An 18495-nucleotide genomic window follows, 5' to 3' on the forward strand; every position below is an offset into this window, starting at 1 on the left:
CCTGAGATCAGACGCCGCGCCAGCGTTTGAAGATCAGTGAAGTGTTAATGCCACCAAAGGCAAAGTTGTTGCTCTGGATATAGTCGGTTTCAATCTCACGCGGCTCACCGATGATGTAATCCAGCTGGCCGCCATCTGCTGCCGGTTGCGTCAGGTTCAGGGTTGGCGCAAACCACCCTTCCCGCATCATCTCAATGCTCATCCAGGCTTCCAGCGCCCCACAGGCACCCAGCGTATGGCCAAAATAGGACTTCAGCGAGGAGATCGGCGTCGTTTCGCCAAACACCGCCGCCGTCGCCAGACTTTCGGCCATATCACCCCGTTCAGTGGCGGTGCCGTGCGCATTTACATAACCAACGTCTGCGGCCGTGATACCGGCGCTTTGCAACGCCCGCTCGATGCAGATCTGCATGGTTTCCCGCTGCGGCTGAGTAATATGGGCGGCGTCGCAGTTGGTATGGAAACCGGTGAGCTCGGCGTAGATCGTTGCACCGCGTGCCAGGGCATGTTCCAGCGACTCAAGGATCAGCGTGCCCGCCCCTTCGCCAATTACCAGACCATCGCGCTGCTGATCAAAAGGTGCAGGTGTGGTGTGCGGCGCGTCATTACGCTGGCTGGTGGCAAACAGGGTGTCAAACACCGCGGCTTCCGACGGACAGAGCTCTTCTGCGCCGCCAGCCACCATCACCGTCTGATACCCGTGACGAATCGCTTCCCAGGCATAGCCAATCGCCTGGCTGCCAGAGGTACAGGCGCTGGAGGTCGGGATCACCCGGCCGCGCAGGCCGAAAAAGAGCCCGGCATTGACGGCCGTGGTGTGTGGCATCATCTGCACATAGGTGGTGCCGGTGATATTGTTGGTGTGCTTTTCGGTCAGCATGGTGGCGAACTCGCTGACCGGCCCGGTGCTGCCGGTGGAAGAACCGTAGGCGATACCCGTTTCTCCGCTGGTCAGCACCGGATGGTCAATCAGGCCCGCCTGGGTCAGCGCCAGCTCGGTCGCGCGCGTTGCCAGCAGCGAAACGCGGCCCATGGCGCGGATGCGCTTGCGGGTATAGTGCGCCGGCAGCACAAAGTCATCCACCGGTGCGCCGAGCAGCGTATGCAGCCCGTCGTAGATCTGCCACTCCGGCATAAAGCGCACCGCATTGCGGCCCGCACGGATCCGTGCCGAAACCTCAGCCCAGGACTCACCAAAGGCGGTTACGCCGCCCATGCCGGTTACGACTACCCGCTGGATCACAGCATGCCTCCGTTTATAGAAATGACCTGACGCGTTACGTAGCCTGCGATATCGGACATCAGATAGCTCGCCAGTCCGGCGACCTCTTCAGCCGCGCCCATGCGCTTCATCGGCACGATCTTCATCGCTTCCTCAATCACCTGAGGTTCCAGCCCCTCCATACCAGTATCAATCAGGCCTGGCGCAATGCAGTTAACGGTGATTTTGCGTTTCGCCAGCTCAATCGCCAGCGCCTTAGTGGCACCAATAATGCCCGCTTTCGCCGCGCTGTAGTTCACCTGACCGCGATTACCCATTATCCCCGACACCGACGAGAGGGTGATAATGCGGCCGCCGCGCCGCAGACCGATCATCGGCATCACGCAGGGCTGGATCACATTGTAAAAACTGTCGAGATTGGTGTGGATGACGCTGTCCCACTCCTGATCCGTCAGGGCAGGAAACGCCGCATCGCGGGTGATACCGGCGTTGCTCACCACACCATAATAGGCGCCATATTGCTCAATATCCGCCTCCAGCGCAGCGCGGGTTGCCGCCCGATCGGCCACATCAAATCCCAGCACACGGCCGCTGCCGCCTGCGGTTTCGATCTGCTGCAGGCACTGCTCAGCGCCTGCGCGGTCACGGTTGAAATGGACGATAACCTGATAGCCATCCTGGGCGAGACGCAACGCAATCGCGCGGCCAATCCCTTTACTGGCGCCCGTCACTAATACCGAATCTGTCATGGCTGATTTCCTTGTGACATCAATTGCTGTAATTCTGCTTCATTGGGTTGATACGTATTCAGACGACCGCTGGCAAGCCGCTGGGTGCCGTAATGAATGTCGCCCTCAAAGCTGCCCATGCGGTCATCGCGCATCAGCAGCGTCATTCTGATATCCAGCGTAACACTGGCGGGAAAGAGGGATCGCTCTGCCCGCCAGCCGCGTCCGCCCAGCAGCATGCCGGGCGGGATAAGGGTGGCGCCGCCCTGCTTTGCATGCCAGCCCGACCAGACGCCCACGGTTTGCGCCATCATCTCGACGCCAAACCAGGCGGGCAGTTCACCCTGAGGCGTCAGAAACGGTGTCAGTACGCCACCGGCGCAGGTCGACACCTGACAGTGGACCTGCTCATCATCAACGGCGATCAGCTGATCAAGCAGCAGCATCGGCGCAGCATGCGGCAGCCAGCGTGCCGCGGGAGAATTAATAACCATGTTGGCGTCCCAGAATCAGACAGGTGTTGTTGCCGCCAAAGGCGAAGGAGTTAGAAGCGATGACCGGCCGTTGCAGCGCCTGCGGCTGTAATAACAATCCGCAATCCGGCAGCGTCTCATCCGGCGCCATCTCACTGAAATCCTGCGCGGGCAGCGGCAGATTGTTTTGCAGGATCAGCGCACTGAGAGCGGCTTCACACACTCCTGCCGCGCCGAGCGTATGGCCGGTCAGATGTTTGGTCGAGCTGCACGGCACCGCATTGCCAAACAGGCGCTGAATCACGGCGGCTTCCATCTGGTCGTTAAGCGGCGTCGCGGTGCCGTGCAGATTGATATAACCCACCTGCTCTGGCAACAAATTCGCCTGTTGCAGCGCCATACGCATCGCCCGTTCAGCGCCCTCGCCCTGCGGATGGGGAGCAGACATGTGCCAGGCGTCAGACGATTCGCCAGCTCCCAGTAGCGCCAGCGGCTGCGGTTCCCGCGTCAGCAGCATCAGTGCGGCCCCTTCGCCAATCGAGATGCCGTCGCGATCGCGGCTGAAAGGGGCGCAGCGACGTTCAGAGAGCGACTCCAGGCTGTCGAATCCGTTGATCGGCATCCGGCTCAGCGAGTCCGCACCGCCCACCAGCGCCACATCCACCAGCCCCGCCGCGATCAGCCGCTCACCACTGATAATGGCGCGGGCGCTGGAGGAGCAGGCGGTTGAAATGGTATAGGCCGGGCCATCCAGGCGCAGATAGTGAGCCAGGAAACGGGAGGGATCGCCCAGCTCCTGCATCTGATAGTGATAACCGGACTGACTGCCGCCAATCTGCTGATCGCCCTCATCCACGCCCGAGGTGCTGGTTCCCAACACAATTGCCACTCTGCTGGCACCATAGTGCGCAATCGCCGCATCGAGCGCCGGACGGATTTGCGCCAGCGCGGCCAGCAGCAGCTGGTTATTACGGGTGTTGTGCGCGCTCAGGGCAGCAGGAATCAATGGCAAATCGCCTTCAACCCTGCCAAGCCAGCAGGCGCGGTCGCCGCTCAGCCAGCCATGACGCAGCTGCATGCCGGGTGCCTCACCCCTGGTAAGGCTGGCCGCAATCTGCTGAGTGTTGTTCCCCAGGGCATTCAGCATGCCGATGGCAGAGATGTAAATCATGAGCCGTCCAGATGTTGAATGCGGATCTGATAGCCAAACGCATGCTGCTGAATGCTGATGGGCTGGCGCTGATTACCGCGTTGCAGATAATCGATTTCTGTAACCAGCTTATTATCGGCATCGATCAGCCGTCGCTTTAACCCCTGATCCTGCAACGTCCAGCCTGGCGGCAGCTGTTTTTGCCACAGCTCCCGTGGCCAGTAACTGAGCATAATATCCGCCAGCACCTGACTGGCAGGCGGCATCTGCGGCAGCGGCATCAGCTGCTGGGTGTGAATACCGCTGGCATCGTAGCGCAGGCTGAACAGACGAATACCCACCGAGGAGAGTCCGGCCAGATCAATTTGCTGTTCATCGGCGCTGAGCAGCACCAGCAGTGACTGACTCTGGCCTTTCACCTGTCCGGTCAGCAACTGCTGCTGCTGGAAGGCGGGACGGATGCCCGGCGGTGGCAGCGTCACCTTCACGCCCGGTTTCAGCCAGGCGGTGGGACGGCTGCTGTCGGGTGCAGGTCCGGCACAGGCGCTGAGAAGCAGAGCCGTCAGCAGAATAAGAGCGGCGCGGATCATCGTTTACTCCTTGATCGGGTGGGTCGCATCGCCAGCGGCGACAGCAGGAAAGCGCTGAAGATGCCGCTGCATAACACTGTGCCAAAACTGGCAATCGCGCTGGTGCTGCTGAATACCAGCATACCCAGCGTCAGTAAGGTGGTAATCATCGCCAGCGACACCGCCAGCAACGAGGTCAGCGGCGTACCCTGCGGGTTGCTGAAAAAGAGCGTGTAATTAATGCCGATGCCCAGCACCAGAATCAGTGCCAGCAGGGCAAACAGATTCAGCGACGCGCCGATCCAGCCCAGCGTTGCCAGCGCCATCGCCAGCGACAGCACTGACGGCAGCGCGCTGCGTAAGCCCGCCTTTAACCCCAGTCGCAGGACAAAACTCAGGGTGATCAGCAGCAGCGCCAGCGCCAGTAACCCGCTCAGCAGGGTGCGCCAGAAGCTGAACAGCGAATCGTAACCTGATTTACGGTCAATCCAGCTGACGCCCGGATGCTGTTTGGTCAGCTCCGCGAGTGCAGCGCTGTTTTTTACGCCGCTGGTGGGGATCAAAACACCGCTGCGCCCGTCTGGCAGCGTCAGCCACAGCAGTCGCCAGCCTTCACTCAGCGGACTCGCCAGCCACGCCTCTGGTGTTACCGGCATCGGGGTCAGATCCGGTGCCGGCAGCGTGATACCCGCCTGCTGCAGGCGGGCCGTAATATCCGGTACTGCCTGTTTCAACAGCTGAAGATCCCGCTGTTGCTGCGCCAGCGACGTCAGCGGCAGCAGACGATAGTGCTGCAGCCAGCCCTGCTGCTGCGCCTGTTGCAGATCCGGTGCCAGTTTTTCCAGCCGCTGCAGCGTCTGCTGCGCGTCATCGCCCCAGACCACAAACCAGGTCTGATCGGCGCGCTGTCCGGTCAGGGTTGCCAGCTGGCGATCCTGCTCCAGCAGATGCGCAGGCGCACTTTGCAGATGAGCGATGTCATCATCCACCTTTAACTGGGCGATACCGGCCAGCGCGAAGATCGCCATCGCCACCGGTAATCCGACGCGCAGCCCGCGCTGGCGACGCCAGGCGGCAAGCCAGCGCGCCAGCGGCACCATCAGCGGCACCGGACGCACCGGTAATCCGCGTACCAGCCACGGATAGATCAGAATCACCGTCAGACAGGAAGCCGTTAATCCGCTGGCGGCAAACACCGCCAGCTGCCGCAGCCCCGGGAACGGTGCCAGCAGCATCAGCAGCCAGGCGATGGCGGTGGTCCCGAGCGCCAGCAGCAGCGTGCCGCGGACTTTTCGCAGGCTCTGCCACGGCGTCTGCTGATCGCCGTGAACCATGCGCTCGGTGAGATAATAGAGCGTGTAATCCGCAGAGATGCCGACAATACTCAGGCTCATCACCAGCGTCATCAGATGCAGTTCACCGAAGCAAAGCAGCGTCATCACCGTGCCCGCCATCGCGCCGATGGCCACAGACGTGACCGTCAGCAACAGCGGGCGCAGTGAGCGAAAGACCAGCAGCACCAGCAGGACGACGCCACCCAGCGTCACACTGCCCAGCGTTTTAACGTCATGCTGCGCACGCTGGCTGGCGTTGTCGCTGAACAGCACCGTGCCACGCGTCAGCAGTTTCGCCTGCGGCCAGCGGCTTTTAAGCTGTTGCTCCAGCGCGCTGAGTCGGGTAACCAGCGCATGACTTTGCTGCATACTGAAGGCGTTGTTCGCCAGTTCGCCATGCAGAAAATACCACTGCTGACCCTGTGCATCTTTTACTGTCAGCCAGCCATCATGCAGCGTCATGCGCCCGGCGTTTTGTGCCAGCGCCAGCTGCGAACCCCGCACCAGCATCAGGGGATCGCCCTGCAACTCTTTGCTGCTGACGCCAGAGAAGGCCGAAAAGAGCTGCGCCAGCAGCCAGTCAGCCTGCGCCTCGCCGCCGTTCTGCAAGCGGTCGCGCGTCACCTCATCGATCAGGCCGTTACGGTGTTGCCAGGCAAAGCGGCCCCACTGCTGCTGCTGTTGCCCGTCGAGATCACCCTGCACCTGTTTCAGGTCAGGCAGCGCGCGCAGCTGGGCCAGCCACCAGGCGGCGACCTGGGGATCGTCCTGCTCACCGGGTGAAACCAGCCACACCAGCTGGCGATCCAGCCGCTGCATAAAGCCCTGCTGCAGCGCAGGCGGTGCCGCCCCCAGATTCTGCTGCGGCAGCAGCGCCAGCACGCTGCTGTTGAGCTGACTGCGCGGCAGCAAAAAAGAGAGCGCAGCCGCCAGCAGCAGACAGAGGGCCAGCCACAGGAGGGCCAGCAGCCGATCGTTACGGCCCGGCAAAACGCGCCTGCTCCTCGTCGCTTAACTGCGGCGGTTCAATTCGGGTGTTGCTGAGCTCTATTTGCGTTTTATCGCCCTGCTTATCATCCAGATTGATACTGTCCAGGAAGGCGCTGCCCGCCAGCGAGATACGGTTGAAGATTTTGTTGAGCGGCGCTGCTTTGGGCGTCAGCTCCAGCGTCCAGGCTCCGTTGCCGCGATCGCTGAAGGCCACGCTGAAGTTCTCGTTCAGCACTTTCTGGTCGGCCTGGAACAGCGCCCGCAAGAGATGGTTGAACTGAAACATCTGCGGGTTGCTGTCGGCGGTGATCACCTGAGGCTTCTGGCCGCTAAGGCTCTGCACCATGCGTTTATCATCCAGCAGCAGCGTCATCACAAAGGGTGTCTGCTGATGCCACCATAAGCCCTGCTCGCGAGCGATCAGCATCTGCCCGTGCGAGACCAGCGGCTGACGCATGCCGGAAATGGTGCGCGTCTGGATAAAGTCTGCCCGAATCACAGGCTGGCTGGCAAAACGCTGCTGCAGCTGATCCAGCGTGACCGCGCTGGCGGCACTGGCCCACAGCAGCAGGCTGGTAAGCACAATTTTCAGCATCCTTTCACTCCTAAACGTTCCAGTAAAATATCGGGTGAAACAAAGCACAACGCCTGACTCTCCTGCTCCACCGCCACCTGCAGAGTATGCGCTTTGGTGGTGATCTGGCCGGCAGCATTTCGCACTTCATAGTCGATGCGCAGACGGTTCTCATATTCCGTAATCCGGGCGCTGACGCGGATCGTCTCTTCGCAGCGCAGTGGCTGGCGGTATTTGACCCGGGTATCGACCACCGGCCAGACGTAGCCGCTGGCGGCCATCTCGCCATAGCTGTAGTTAATGCTGCGCAGCAGGGCTTCACGCGCCACTTCGAAAAAGCGGAAATAGTTGCCGTGCCAGACCACGCCCATGGGATCGCAGTCGTGGAATGAGACGGTCAGCACGACTTCAGCATGATGTTCAGTCATGGTCAGACTCCTTGTGGTGCGCCTGTTGATCAGGCAGCGTCCAGAAATCGAAAAAGTTAAACCAGTCGAGCGGCGCCAGCAGTGCGTAATGGGCCAGCCGCGCTGCGTAACGATCGACCGCCTGTTGCAGTGCCTGCTGACGTTGCGCACGCGGCAGCAGCAGCGGATCGGCGAAGGGCTCACAGTGAATACGCAGTTTACCCTGTTGCTGCAGGGCGAACATCAGCAGCACCGGACAGCGCAACGCGGCCGCCAGTACAAACGGCCCCTGTGGAAAGGGCGCGGCGCGGCCCAGAAAGTCGCTCCAGATCACCCGCCGCTCGCCGCCGCGCTGCGGATTGACCGCGGTGCGATCCCCGACAATCGCCACCCATTCGCCCGCATCCAGCTTCTGTTGCAGCAGGATAGCGGTCTCCGGCCCGATATCGCTCACCGGCATCAGATTCACCCCCGCCTGCGGGGCGATGGTTTCCAGCACCGCCCGAAAACGCCGGGCGTTGTCGGTAAACACCAGCGCATTAATCACCAGTCCGCTGACCTGCTGCGCCATCGCGCGACAGGCTTCAATGTCACCAAGATGGGAAGCGAGAATCAGCTTGCCCTGCGGCGTGGGTGTGCGGATCACCGCTTCTGCGCCTGGCGCAAAATCGATATCACGTCCCCAGCGCAGATCGCCGCGCCAGCTGGCCACTTTATCCAGCATTGCCCCGGCGAACCGCAGGAAATGGCGGTAGCTGTTAAGCCGTGGCGGTAACGCAATCTGCTGCTGCTGAGCGGCGGTAGTGACCTGCGCCAGCCACTGCCGGGAAGCGCGTCGCGCGCGCTGACCGCTCAGCCAGTAGACCGCCACTACCGGCCAGAGTAGCAGCGTAAAGGGCAGACGCCCGCCGTAGCGATAGACCGCCAGCATAAAACGTAATCCCCACTGTCCGCGCCGCTCCGTTTCCGCAGACCAGTGCGTTGGCGGTTTACGCATCGCCAGCAGACGAGGAATGCGCGGCAGCATGTCGAAAAACAGCCGGGTATGCATCCAGGAGATGCGCAGGTTGTCGTAGAGCGCATCGAAGTGTGACAGCCCGCTGGCCGGATAGGTGACGCGGGTCGGGATAAAGCGACTGCGGGTTCCCTGCCAGTAGAGCCGCACCATGATCTCGGTGTCAAAATCCATGCGCTGACCGATGGCCCGGCGATCGCACAGCGCCAGCGTCGCGGCCAGGGGATAGACGCGGAAGCCGCACATGCTGTCGCGGATCGACAGCGACAGCGTTTCAATCCAGACCCAGAAGTGGGTGATGTAGCGACCATAAAGGCGTGATTTGGGGATCGAGTCGTCATAGAGCGGCTGACCGGAGATCAGCGCGTCGGGATAACGCTCCGCTTCCGCCAGCATCAGCGGCAGATCTTCCGCCTGATGCTGGCCGTCCGCGTCAAGCTGCACCGCATGGGTGAAGCCGCGTGCCGCCGCGGCCCGCAGTCCGTGGATCACCGCCGCGCCTTTACCCTGATTGCTGTCGAGTCGCAGCAGGCTGAGCTGCGGGGCGTGCAGCGTCGCCAGCTGAAGCTGTGTGGCCGCATCGCTGCCATCATCCACCACGATTACCGGCAGATTAAAGGGTGCCAGCCGTGCCAGCACTGACGCCATCATCGCGCCGTGGTTGTAGCAGGGGATCACCACGCAGGGTGAAAACGGGGCGCTTAACACAGCGCGATCTTCCCGCTGCTGGCGATCTGCTCGCCGTCGTTCTTCAGCAGGCTGTAACGGAAACTCAGGCGGGATTTTTCAGCGTCCCAGTCCAGATGCAGTTGCAATAGCGAGTCGGGTAATACCGGCTGCTGAAATTTAATGTTATCAACGGCGGCAAACTCTTTGCCGGGCGCAAGCAGTGATACGCCGTAGTGCATCACCCAGTCGAGCTGAGCCACACCGGGCAGAATGGGCAGATGCGGAAAGTGGCCCTGAAACCAGAAGAGTCCGGCATCTATCTGCAGGGTCAGCGTGACGCTGTCAGCCCGCAGCTCCCGGCTGCGTTCAATCGGCAACATGAAAAAGTTCCTCTATTTGCGGCCAGGCGCGTTTGCTTTGGGTGGTCACCGGAATAGTGGCCACAATCCGCCAGTAGCGCGGCATCGCCAGCGGTTCCAGCCAGCGCTGCAGCTGGCGTTTCCAATGCTGCCTGCGCTGATGCAGAGCCGCCTCATCCAGTGCGCTGTTCAGCGCCAGCACGACGCCAATCGCCTGACGCTCATGACGCGTGACCACCAGCGCCACGGCATCCTCGATTTCCGGCAGGTCGGTCAGACGGCGCTCTAACTCGCTTAATGAGATGCGCTTGTCACCGATTTTTACGATGCGATCGTGGCGTCCTGCAAGCTGAAATCCGCCGTCCGGCTGCATAGTCAGTCGATCGTCGAGCTGCAGCCCGCTGTCACCGGCAATCAGCGGCGACCAGACCTGCCAGCGATCGGGCGTCACCTGCTCCAGCCTGACCTGCGGGAAGCGGCGCCAAGGCGCCTCCGCCCGATCGCATTGACGCCAGGCCAGAATGCCGGTTTCGGTGCTGCCGTAGATTTCACTGACCTGACAGCCAAAGCGCTGCCAGACCTGCTCCGCATCAGAGTCGCGCAGTGCGCCACCGGCAGAGACAATCAGTTCACAGGCGGGCGCTTTCAGCGTGCTGTCCAGCCGCGATAAAAAGGCCGGGCTGCTGATAAAGGCATAGCGAACGTCGCGCGGAAGCTGGGCCAGTTGTTCACCGTAAAACAGCGGCTGGGCGGCAAACGGCAGCCTGAGCGTCATCGGCAGGAAAAGTCGAAACGATAAACCGTAGAGATGCTGATGGCTGACCGAGGCGATGACCCGGCACCCCCGCAACGGTTCGGCCCACAGGCTGCTGAGCCAGCGACTCTCCTGCTCCATCACCGCCAGCGACTTCACTACCTGACGCGGTGCGCCGGTGGATCCCGAGGTGAAGAGCACCAGTTCTGCACTCTCCGGCAGCGGCGGCAGTTGCCCCTGCGCTTCTGCGTCGTCCCACGCCAGCAGCGGCAGGCTGACCGCCAGCGGCATGTCGCACAGCACGCCATCCAGCCGATCCTGCCTCTCATCCAGCAGCGCGGCGCGGCAGTGACCCGACATCACCGGCGTTTTACCGGCATACCAGCATGCCAGCAGCGCCACACAAAAACGGTAACTGTCATCAAAACAGAGCGCCCAGTGGCTGCCCGGTTGTGCTGCCAAGCGCTGGCGGAGCGCCACGACCTGACGATGCATCGCGCTGAGCATCAAACGTTGATCGCCGCGCCAGGCAACCTCGCGATCGTCTCCCGTCAGCCAGTCGGCCACTCTCATGCTTTTCGCCTCACGCGCTGACGTACCAGCCATTCAGCACTCATCAACGCTGCGATTAACAGATAACTTATGCCGCCATTCCACAGCGTCCAGAGCCGCAGATCGCCCAGCAAACAGGTATAGAGCGCCATGCTGCCGTTGCCGATAAAAAACAGGCACCAGATTTGGGTGACGCGGCGGGTATAGCGCACTGCCGCAGGGGGAAGCACGGGCTCACGCAGCCGGGCGATGCGTTCCACCAGCGGCATCGCACTCCAGAGTGAGGCGCCAAACACCAGCAGCATCGCCAGATTGACCGCCACCGGATACCACAGCAGCAGATGCTGAGTGCGTAATAGCTGGCTGCTGACACAGAGCAGTGCACCGAGCAGCGCCAGCCAGCCCATGACCGCGCCCATGGCGTTTTTCTGACGACGCAGCTGTAGCCAGCGCAGGCCAAACAGCAGTGCCAGCAGCCAGAAAAGCCCCTGCCAGCGCGGCTGGGTCAGCGCCAGCCAGACCAGCAGTGGCCAGGCCAGCAGCGTAAGCAGATTCAGCAGGCGAAGCGTAGCAGCAGGCACGGCGGGATCAGGCGTCTTCGCGCATCAGTTGTTCCACGGCATCCACCACATCCTGCACGGTGCGCACTGCGCGGAAAGTTTCCGGTTTAATTTTACGGCCGGTACGTTTTTGCAGATGAACCACCATATCGACGGCATCAATGCTGTCGAGTTCGAGATCTTCATACAGACGTGCCTCGGGATGGATATCCTCAGGCGCAATTTCAAACAGGCTGGTCAGCAGCGAAGCCACTTCCTGATAGATCTGTTCTTTGTTCATCATAAGGTTGTCTCCGCTTTCAGCCGCGCTGTTGGTTGACGAACGCAGCCAGCGTCGCAACAGAGAAAAAGTGGGCGCGCAGGGTTTCACTCTCAGCGGACAGCGCCACGCCGTAGCGATTTTTCACTGCCAGGCCAAGTTCCAGTGCATCAATCGAGTCCAGCCCCAGTCCGTCGCCAAACAGTGCAGCGTCGGTCTCTATATCATCGGGACTGAGATCTTCAAGGTTCAGCGTGTCGATAATCATCTGTTTGATATCGTTAATTAATGAATCCATACCGGTTTTCGTCTTACCTGTTCTGGGGGACCAGCGCCTGCTGTAAATGGCGGGTCAGGCGACGCGCGGCCAGCGGCTGCGCGTCGGGATTGCTTTCACAAAACGACTGACTGTCGATTCGCGTTTGTACACGCACGGTAAACAGTGGTTTAACCGGCGGAATCTGATACCAGCGGCTCTGTTTATCGAGCATACGCTGGCTACAGGTGATGTGAACCACACGCAGATCGCATCCGGCGCGCACCGCAATATTGGCTGCCCCGCGCTGCAGAGTCAGTGGATGACCGTAGCGGGTGCGGGTGCCTTCCGGAAAGATCAGGATATTGTCGCCGCGCGCCAGTCGCTGCTGGCTGTCCGGCAACAGCGTCTCCGCTTCACTGTTGATCAGATAGTCCGCGGCGCGGATCACCCCGCGCATAAAGGGGTTCTTTTGCAGATCGGCTTTAACCAGACAATCCATCTCTGGCAGTACCGAAGCGATCATCACGTAGTCGATCAGTGATGGATGATTAGCGACAATCAGGCATCCGCGATCCTGTTGCAGCAGCTCTGCGCCTTCAATCCGGTAGTCATAGACCCCGGTCATCCGGCAGAATCGCAGAAAGCAACGGAAGCTAAAGGCGATAGCGCGTCGGGCCAGCAGGCGGCGGCGCAGCGAATCGCGCTGTACCAGCAGCAGCAGGTTGAAGCCAATCAGCGACAGCAGCAGTCCGCCTATGCCAAACAGCGTAAAACTCACCGCCGTCATCACCAGCCGCCAGCAATAGTTCATGCGGCTGCCGCTGTAGTGCGCCGGTTGTGAACAATCAGCCATGATGAATCTCCCAGTGCCATGTCAGGCGTTCGCCCGGCAGGCTGAAGGTGGGCGATTCCGCCAGCCACTGCTGCAGAAAGCGCAGGCTTTGCGGTAACCCTGTTTCTGCCCTCTCCTCTCTGCCAGCACGGCCAGTGCAGTGCAGCTGGTCGCCCGGGCGCAGCAGCAGCGCCACCGCATAGGGAAAGTTCACACGCTGCTCCGGCAGCCACGGCAGATAGTAGTCAGGCACGATGCCGTCGAAATCAACCAGCAGTACCTGCTGATAACCCGCCTGATGCAGCGCGCTGACTTCGATCAATCCCTGCTGAAACGAGTCGACTCCGGCGGCGATTGAGGTGGAGACCAGTGGTGCTTTGGCTGCAATAGTCAGGCTGCCGACCGCCGAATTGTGAACTGACATGGCAAAATCCGTGGGTGACATTGACTGCTGATCGGCCAGCGTAGTGAGGATACGCAGATTACGTTCCAGTTCACCATGACGACTGGTGAACACGATAGCGTCAACCTGCTGACGCGCGAGCAGCGCCAGCCCACACTCTACCGCCGCACGACTGCCGCCGCTCAGACGACGTGCAGTCATCATCGGTAAAAATTGCGGCTTTGCCATCGCCTCTTTAGGGTCTATGACGGTGCCCTGTTGCGCCCAGTGCTGCCAGCCCTCGCCCCCGTGTAATCCTGGAGCCAGAGCCTGCCAGTCGACCAGTGAGTAAGCGAGTCTCATCTCAACACTCTTTTTGTCATATGTGTGGCGTCGGCGTTCATCGGGGCGTCATCCCGGCCCTCTGCAAAAAAAGTGCGTCCGGGAAACCCTCTGCCGATTCCGCATCAGGCCTTCACGGTAGAGGGTTACTCAGTGGTTCAGCAATAGCAGCTCATCTGATTTGTCGGCCGGCTGCCGGAGATCTTTATGCTTTGATCGTCTGTCGACACATCATTGCGACAGCGCACGCATTACTGAGCGGCAAGAGCAGAGAGTCGTAACTGAATATCCTGATCGAGATTGGCAATCCAGCGGTTGTAGTTATTGTGGATCTCGCCCTGCTCCGCTTTCAGGTTCTCACTGCTGACATAATCGATGCGGTAGTTCTGGCTGGTATACGTGATGCGAATAGTCGCCACGAAATCACGCTGGGCCAGACGACCATTGATCACGCCAGGCGAAACGGGAGTCATCACCCATTTCCGGCCAATACCCGCTTCAATGATCGCCAGTTTCATCTGGTTGTCGCTGTAACGCTGAGTGAGCGTTTGATTCACGTTATGAATCGGTGCAGTGCGCGCGCAGCCGGTTAATAACGCAGCGACCACGGCCAGCGTGCAAATAGTTTTTTTATTCATGATGAATCCCTTCTTTTATTTTTATATCAGTAAGTTAAACGGATAATCCGTCTCGCGCAGGCTAAGCTTTCAGTGCGCTTTTCCATCTGGCTGGCTTAAAACCCGCGCATGATACCACCGAATGTAAAGACAGGTAAGCAGAAGTATGCATGGGTTTTAGGGGGTTATTTGGGGGATTAAAGCGGGGAATATACGCAGTCGCCGCGACAGCGCAGAGGCCGATCCCGGCCGCAGAAACTCTGGCTGCGGCTGGATCGGTCTGGGGATTACTGTGTGGAGGCGGGTGTCCAGCCACCGCCCAGCGCGCGGTAGAGATCGATCTGCGCCAGCAGCAGGTTATTTTTGACAGTCACCCGATTCAGCTGCGTTGAAAACAGGGTGCGCTGCGCATCCAGTTCATCCAGATAGGAGGCGTAGCCGTTCTGATAGCGATTGCGGGCAATGCGCAGCGCCTCCGTCACATAGGCTTCCTGCTTTTGCAGCTCCTGAAGTTGTGCCTCACGCTGCCTGATGGCGTCTATTGCATCGTTAACTTCCGAGAAGGCGTTGCGCACCACTTTTTCATAGCCATAAAGTGCCTGATTTCGCGTCGCCATTGAGACATCCACCTGCGCCGTCAGCGCTTCACGGTTCAGCAGCGGTGCCAGGATGCTGCCGCCCACGCTCCACAGCCGGAACGGATCATCCGCTAACTGGTGCAGCACCGAACTCTGCAGGGTGCCGGTCGCGGTGAGGTTAAGCCCAGGCAGCAGCTTAGCGCGCGACGATGCCAGGCTGGCATCTGCGGCCAGTAACTGGCGCTGAGCCTGCACAATATCCGGACGGCGATTGAGCAGCTCGGATGGCAGCAGTGACGGCATCCGCTGCGGTGAAATCTGGTCAAACTGCTGACGACGGGCGATGCTGCGCGGGTTCATACCCACCAGAAGGCTCAGCGCATTCTCCTGCTGGGTGATCTGGTGCTGCAACTGAGGCATCTGCGCTTTGGCCGACTGATATTCCGAGGCGGCCTGCATCCACTCCAGCCTGGAGGTGTAGCCGGTTTCAAACTGACGCTGTGCCAGCTTCAGCGAATTGTTGCGGGTCGCCAGCGTTGCCTCCGTGACCCGTAACTGCTCATCCAGCGCGCACAGGTTGAGATAACCTGACGCCACCGAACTGGCGATGGTCAGCTCGGCGGCAGACGCAGCGGCCTGCTGCGCCGCTAGACTCGCCTGCGATGCTGTGATGCTGCTGCTGCGTGCTCCCCAGAGATCGACCTCGTAGTTCGCCTGTAATAAGCCCTGAAAAATATCGGTTTCATAGGGCTGGCCGGTCACTGACGAGAGCGTACGCTCCCGGGTCGCGGCCACACCGGCGCTCAGGGTCGGAAAGTTATCGCCCTGCGTGGCGCGCAGTTGGGCGCGATACTGATCAACCCGGGATCGCGCCGTGAGGATATCGGGGTTATTGCGCAGCGCCTGCGTCACCAGCCGGTTGAGATTTTCATCATGAAAAGCGCGCCACCACTCCGCCTCCGGCGCAGCAGATGGCCCGACACTATTGCGCCAGGCGTCAGGGATCGGCAGAGAGGCCGGTGCCTTTTCAACCTGCGTGGCACAGCCGGTCAGAAGGAGTGCCAGTGCGCTTACCATTAAGCCGCGCCGTATCATGGCGCGCCCTCACCAGCGGGTTGTGCGGCAGTGTCGATGTTGACTTCGACCGACATACCCGGGCGTAACTGATGCATATCCTGGTCATTGATGCGGATGCGAACCGGAATGCGCTGCGCAATTTTAACGAAGTTACCGGTGGCGTTGTCGGGCGAAATCGCGCTGAACTCTGAGCCTGCGGCCGGAGAGATAAATTCAACCTGACCCGTAAAGCGTTTGCCATCCAGCGCATCGACCCGAATCGTCACCGGCAGGCCAGGACGAATATTTGCCAGCTGGGTCTCTTTCAGATTCGCGATAATCCATTTGTGATTAGGCACCACCGAGGTCAGGCGCGTACCTGCCGTGACATAGGCGCCGGTGCGCACCGCCAGCTGGCCGAGCTGGCCATCATCGGGCGCGGTAATCCGGGTATTCGCCAGATCGATCTCCGCCAGCTCCAGCGCGGCGCGGGCGCTGTCGACATCGCCTTTCAGCGCGTCACGGTTAACGATGACGGTTTGCAGATTCTGCTGGGCGACGGCGATCTGCGCCGCAGCCTGACGTACCTGCGCCTGCGTCTGGGCGTCTGCGGCCCGGGCGGCATCGCGCTCGCGCACCGACAGGGATCCATCCGCCGTGAGATTTTCGACACGCTTCAGATCGAAGCCGCTTTTCAGCGCCTGTGCTTTGGCATTCTCCAGTGCCGCTTTATTGCTCTGGATGGTCGCTTCTGCGCTGCGACGCTGCTGCAGGTTATTGTTCAGCGCCGCCTGCTTCATCGCCAGCTGCGCCTGCGCCTGATGCACCCGCTGGCGATAGATACGGTCGTCAATCGTCATCAGCAACTGCCCTTTTTTCACCGGCTGCAGATCGATCACCTCGACTGAGGTGAGATAGCCATTAACCTGCGGGCTGATAAAGGTCACCTGACCGCGCACATAGGCATTCTCGGTGCTTTGTATTGCGCTGGTGAAGGGCCAGAGTTGCCAGGCATAAAGAATAACCAGTACACCAATCACCACAATGCCGCTGCCTGCGGCGATAGAAAGAATACGGCGGCGATTCGCGCGTTCGCGTTCCGCCGCCTGAAGCTCATCCTGCTGACTCATTGTTTCTCCGTTGATTCCTGTAATGCGGCCAGCTGTTGCTGCTCACGCAGGTTAAATTGCGCCTGACGCCAGTCAAGATATCGACGACGGGTCAAACGCCAGATCACCCACATCAGGGTGACCAGTGCCAGCGCGGCAGTTAACAGGTAGGTGTCGTTATAAGCGAGCACGTTGGCCTGCAGCGTGGCGATTACCTGTAACTGGCTGGTGCTCTGCGCGCCGCGCAGAACGTCGTCACCCACCAGCGAATTAAACAGCGCATTATACTGGCTGAGCCGTTCGGTGACGTTGGGATCGAGCAGTGAGAGCTGATCGCCCAGCAGGCTGGAGTGATATTTTTCCCGCCAGACCTGAAACGTGCCAAGAATAGCGGAACCGATCAGCCCGCCGAGGTTCTGACTCATGCCAAACAGCACCACAAAGCTCACCAGATTTTTCGGCTGAGTCACCACGCTGCCAATACCCATCAGCATCGCGGGCGCCATGAAAAAGGCGCTGCTGAAGCCCAGCAGAAACTGGCTGAAATACATATTGCTGGCGCGGGTCAGCGGACTGGATTGCGCATCCATCAGCGAGGCGATAATCATCACCACCAGCGAGGTGACAATCGGCCAGTTGAGATGATTGGGCTTGATAGTCAGCGCACTGGCGGCAATGCCCGCAATAACCCCGGCCATGATCGCCAGCGCCAGACCGCGCATCTGATCGTTCTGCAAGCCAATCTGCTGCAGAAAGCCGATTGCACCGGTGTTCTGTTCCGCCAGTACGATACGGATCATGATCATCACAATGCCCAGCCGCACCATCATGCCGCTGCTGAGCCAGCGGGTATTGATCAGCGGGTTGCGCCGGTTATGCTCAATGACAATCGCAGCGACAATCAGCGTCAGGGCGATCGCGGTACAGATACCGAGCCAGGGCGTGGTAAACCACCACTCAATACGGCCCAGCGTCAGTACGCCGCACAGCAACGCCATACCGGGTGCCAGCAGGATAAAGGTGACGAAATCCATCTTTTCAAAGGTTTTGATGCGATCGCCCGGTGGCAGTTTCACCAGCAGTACCCCGCCCAGCGCAATCAGCGCCAGACCGAGTTCAAACAGATAGAGACCGCGCCACTCGTTGAGCTGCAGCAATTCCGAAGAGAATAAGCGGGCCAGCGGGATAGCCAGTTGCGATACCGTCAGGCCAATCACCAGCGCTTTCAGGCGATGTTTCGCAGGCCAGGCCTGTACCTGATAGTAGATGCCCAGAGAGCTGAGCGCCGCCGCCACCATACCGTGAGCGGTGCGCACAATGATTGCCGAACTGAGATCGTTGGCGAAGAGATGGAAAAACGCCACCAGTACATACAGCACCAGAAACGCCTCGGTAAAGACACGCAGGCCAAACTGCTGGCGGAATTTCACCAGCAGCAGGTTAATAGAGATATTTCCCATCACGTAGACCGCGGGCAGCCAGGCAATCTCATTCGACCAGGCACCAAAGGTACCCTGCAGGTTGACCAGATTCGCCGTGACCAGCGCGTTACTCAGCGCACCGGTCAGCGAAATAAGTAAACCGATCAGGCCAAACGCCAGGCGTTTTGGCATCGGATGCAGCGGCGTCGAGGGCGATCCCGGCAGCATCGGTTTTTCGTGCGGCAACCACTCGCGTGCAGCGTAGGGATTTCGCTTTGCCACTG

General features: G+C 60.3%; 20 protein-coding genes. All 20 read right to left on the reverse strand.

The window, feature by feature from the left end:
- Window positions 1-7 precede the first annotated feature (7 nt).
- A complete protein-coding gene (locus tag ACVKSX_RS05945; RefSeq protein ID WP_010246431.1) occupies window positions 8-1243 on the reverse strand; it encodes a beta-ketoacyl-ACP synthase in 1236 nt (411 codons plus the stop codon).
- A complete protein-coding gene (locus tag ACVKSX_RS05950) occupies window positions 1240-1971 on the reverse strand; it encodes a 3-ketoacyl-ACP reductase FabG2 (protein WP_060679923.1) in 732 nt (243 codons plus the stop codon). The genes ACVKSX_RS05945 and ACVKSX_RS05950 overlap by 4 nt, the downstream gene beginning before the upstream one ends.
- Window positions 1968-2444 carry an ApeP family dehydratase gene (locus tag ACVKSX_RS05955; protein ID WP_010246435.1) on the reverse strand — a complete coding sequence of 159 codons (477 nt, stop codon included), beginning with the start codon at window positions 2442-2444 and terminating at the stop codon, window positions 1968-1970. The genes ACVKSX_RS05950 and ACVKSX_RS05955 overlap by 4 nt, the downstream gene beginning before the upstream one ends.
- Window positions 2434-3594 carry a beta-ketoacyl-[acyl-carrier-protein] synthase family protein gene (locus tag ACVKSX_RS05960; RefSeq protein WP_163798254.1) on the reverse strand — a complete coding sequence of 387 codons (1161 nt, stop codon included), beginning with the start codon at window positions 3592-3594 and terminating at the stop codon, window positions 2434-2436. The genes ACVKSX_RS05955 and ACVKSX_RS05960 overlap by 11 nt, the downstream gene beginning before the upstream one ends.
- The gene (locus ACVKSX_RS05965; protein ID WP_022625891.1) at window positions 3591-4163 is read right to left on the reverse strand and encodes a DUF3261 domain-containing protein; all 573 of its coding nucleotides are present in this window, start codon (window positions 4161-4163) and stop codon (window positions 3591-3593) included. The genes ACVKSX_RS05960 and ACVKSX_RS05965 overlap by 4 nt, the downstream gene beginning before the upstream one ends.
- Entirely contained in the window at window positions 4160-6466 is a 2307-nt protein-coding gene (locus tag ACVKSX_RS05970; protein ID WP_354438482.1) for an MMPL family transporter, read from the reverse strand. Before ACVKSX_RS05970 ends, ACVKSX_RS05965 begins: the two co-directional genes overlap by 4 nt.
- Entirely contained in the window at window positions 6453-7061 is a 609-nt protein-coding gene (locus tag ACVKSX_RS05975; RefSeq protein WP_052270895.1) for a LolA family protein, read from the reverse strand. Before ACVKSX_RS05975 ends, ACVKSX_RS05970 begins: the two co-directional genes overlap by 14 nt.
- Entirely contained in the window at window positions 7055-7468 is a 414-nt protein-coding gene (locus tag ACVKSX_RS05980; RefSeq protein WP_010246444.1) for an acyl-CoA thioesterase, read from the reverse strand. Before ACVKSX_RS05980 ends, ACVKSX_RS05975 begins: the two co-directional genes overlap by 7 nt.
- A complete protein-coding gene (locus ACVKSX_RS05985) occupies window positions 7461-9170 on the reverse strand; it encodes a glycosyltransferase family 2 protein (RefSeq protein WP_354438483.1) in 1710 nt (569 codons plus the stop codon). The genes ACVKSX_RS05980 and ACVKSX_RS05985 overlap by 8 nt, the downstream gene beginning before the upstream one ends.
- Entirely contained in the window at window positions 9164-9511 is a 348-nt protein-coding gene (locus ACVKSX_RS05990) for a 3-hydroxyacyl-ACP dehydratase FabZ family protein (protein WP_033757236.1), read from the reverse strand. Before ACVKSX_RS05990 ends, ACVKSX_RS05985 begins: the two co-directional genes overlap by 7 nt.
- Entirely contained in the window at window positions 9498-10817 is a 1320-nt protein-coding gene (locus ACVKSX_RS05995) for an AMP-binding protein (protein WP_354438555.1), read from the reverse strand. The genes ACVKSX_RS05990 and ACVKSX_RS05995 overlap by 14 nt, the downstream gene beginning before the upstream one ends.
- On the reverse strand, window positions 10814-11377 hold the full coding sequence (locus ACVKSX_RS06000; RefSeq protein ID WP_045140530.1) for a COG4648 family protein: 564 nt from the start codon (window positions 11375-11377) through the stop codon (window positions 10814-10816). The genes ACVKSX_RS05995 and ACVKSX_RS06000 overlap by 4 nt, the downstream gene beginning before the upstream one ends.
- A 7-nt stretch (window positions 11378-11384) precedes the next feature.
- Window positions 11385-11639 (reverse strand): acyl carrier protein, encoded by a 255-nt coding sequence (locus ACVKSX_RS06005; RefSeq protein ID WP_010246453.1) that lies wholly within the window; start codon window positions 11637-11639, stop codon window positions 11385-11387.
- A 16-nt stretch (window positions 11640-11655) separates the two neighbouring features.
- Complete coding sequence (locus ACVKSX_RS06010; RefSeq protein WP_010669816.1) at window positions 11656-11913, reverse strand: phosphopantetheine-binding protein; 258 nt, start codon at window positions 11911-11913, stop codon at window positions 11656-11658.
- A 13-nt stretch (window positions 11914-11926) separates the two neighbouring features.
- Window positions 11927-12727 (reverse strand): lysophospholipid acyltransferase family protein, encoded by an 801-nt coding sequence (locus ACVKSX_RS06015; protein WP_354438484.1) that lies wholly within the window; start codon window positions 12725-12727, stop codon window positions 11927-11929.
- Window positions 12720-13451, reverse strand: a complete 732-nt coding sequence (locus tag ACVKSX_RS06020) for a beta-ketoacyl synthase chain length factor (RefSeq protein WP_191913805.1) — start codon at window positions 13449-13451, stop codon at window positions 12720-12722. Before ACVKSX_RS06020 ends, ACVKSX_RS06015 begins: the two co-directional genes overlap by 8 nt.
- Before the next feature lie 230 nt (window positions 13452-13681).
- A complete protein-coding gene (locus ACVKSX_RS06025; RefSeq protein ID WP_010669813.1) occupies window positions 13682-14068 on the reverse strand; it encodes a hypothetical protein in 387 nt (128 codons plus the stop codon).
- Window positions 14069-14334: 266 nt separating this feature from the next.
- Window positions 14335-15720, reverse strand: coding sequence for an efflux transporter outer membrane subunit (locus tag ACVKSX_RS06030; RefSeq protein ID WP_174819586.1), 1386 nt, complete (start codon window positions 15718-15720; stop codon window positions 14335-14337).
- Window positions 15717-16811 (reverse strand): HlyD family secretion protein, encoded by a 1095-nt coding sequence (locus tag ACVKSX_RS06035; protein ID WP_052270890.1) that lies wholly within the window; start codon window positions 16809-16811, stop codon window positions 15717-15719. The genes ACVKSX_RS06030 and ACVKSX_RS06035 overlap by 4 nt, the downstream gene beginning before the upstream one ends.
- A complete protein-coding gene (locus ACVKSX_RS06040; RefSeq protein ID WP_029518976.1) occupies window positions 16808-18493 on the reverse strand; it encodes an MFS transporter in 1686 nt (561 codons plus the stop codon). The genes ACVKSX_RS06035 and ACVKSX_RS06040 overlap by 4 nt, the downstream gene beginning before the upstream one ends.
- Between the last annotated feature and the right edge of the window lie 2 nt (window positions 18494-18495).

This window comes from Pantoea sp. PvP021 (genome assembly GCF_054056055.1).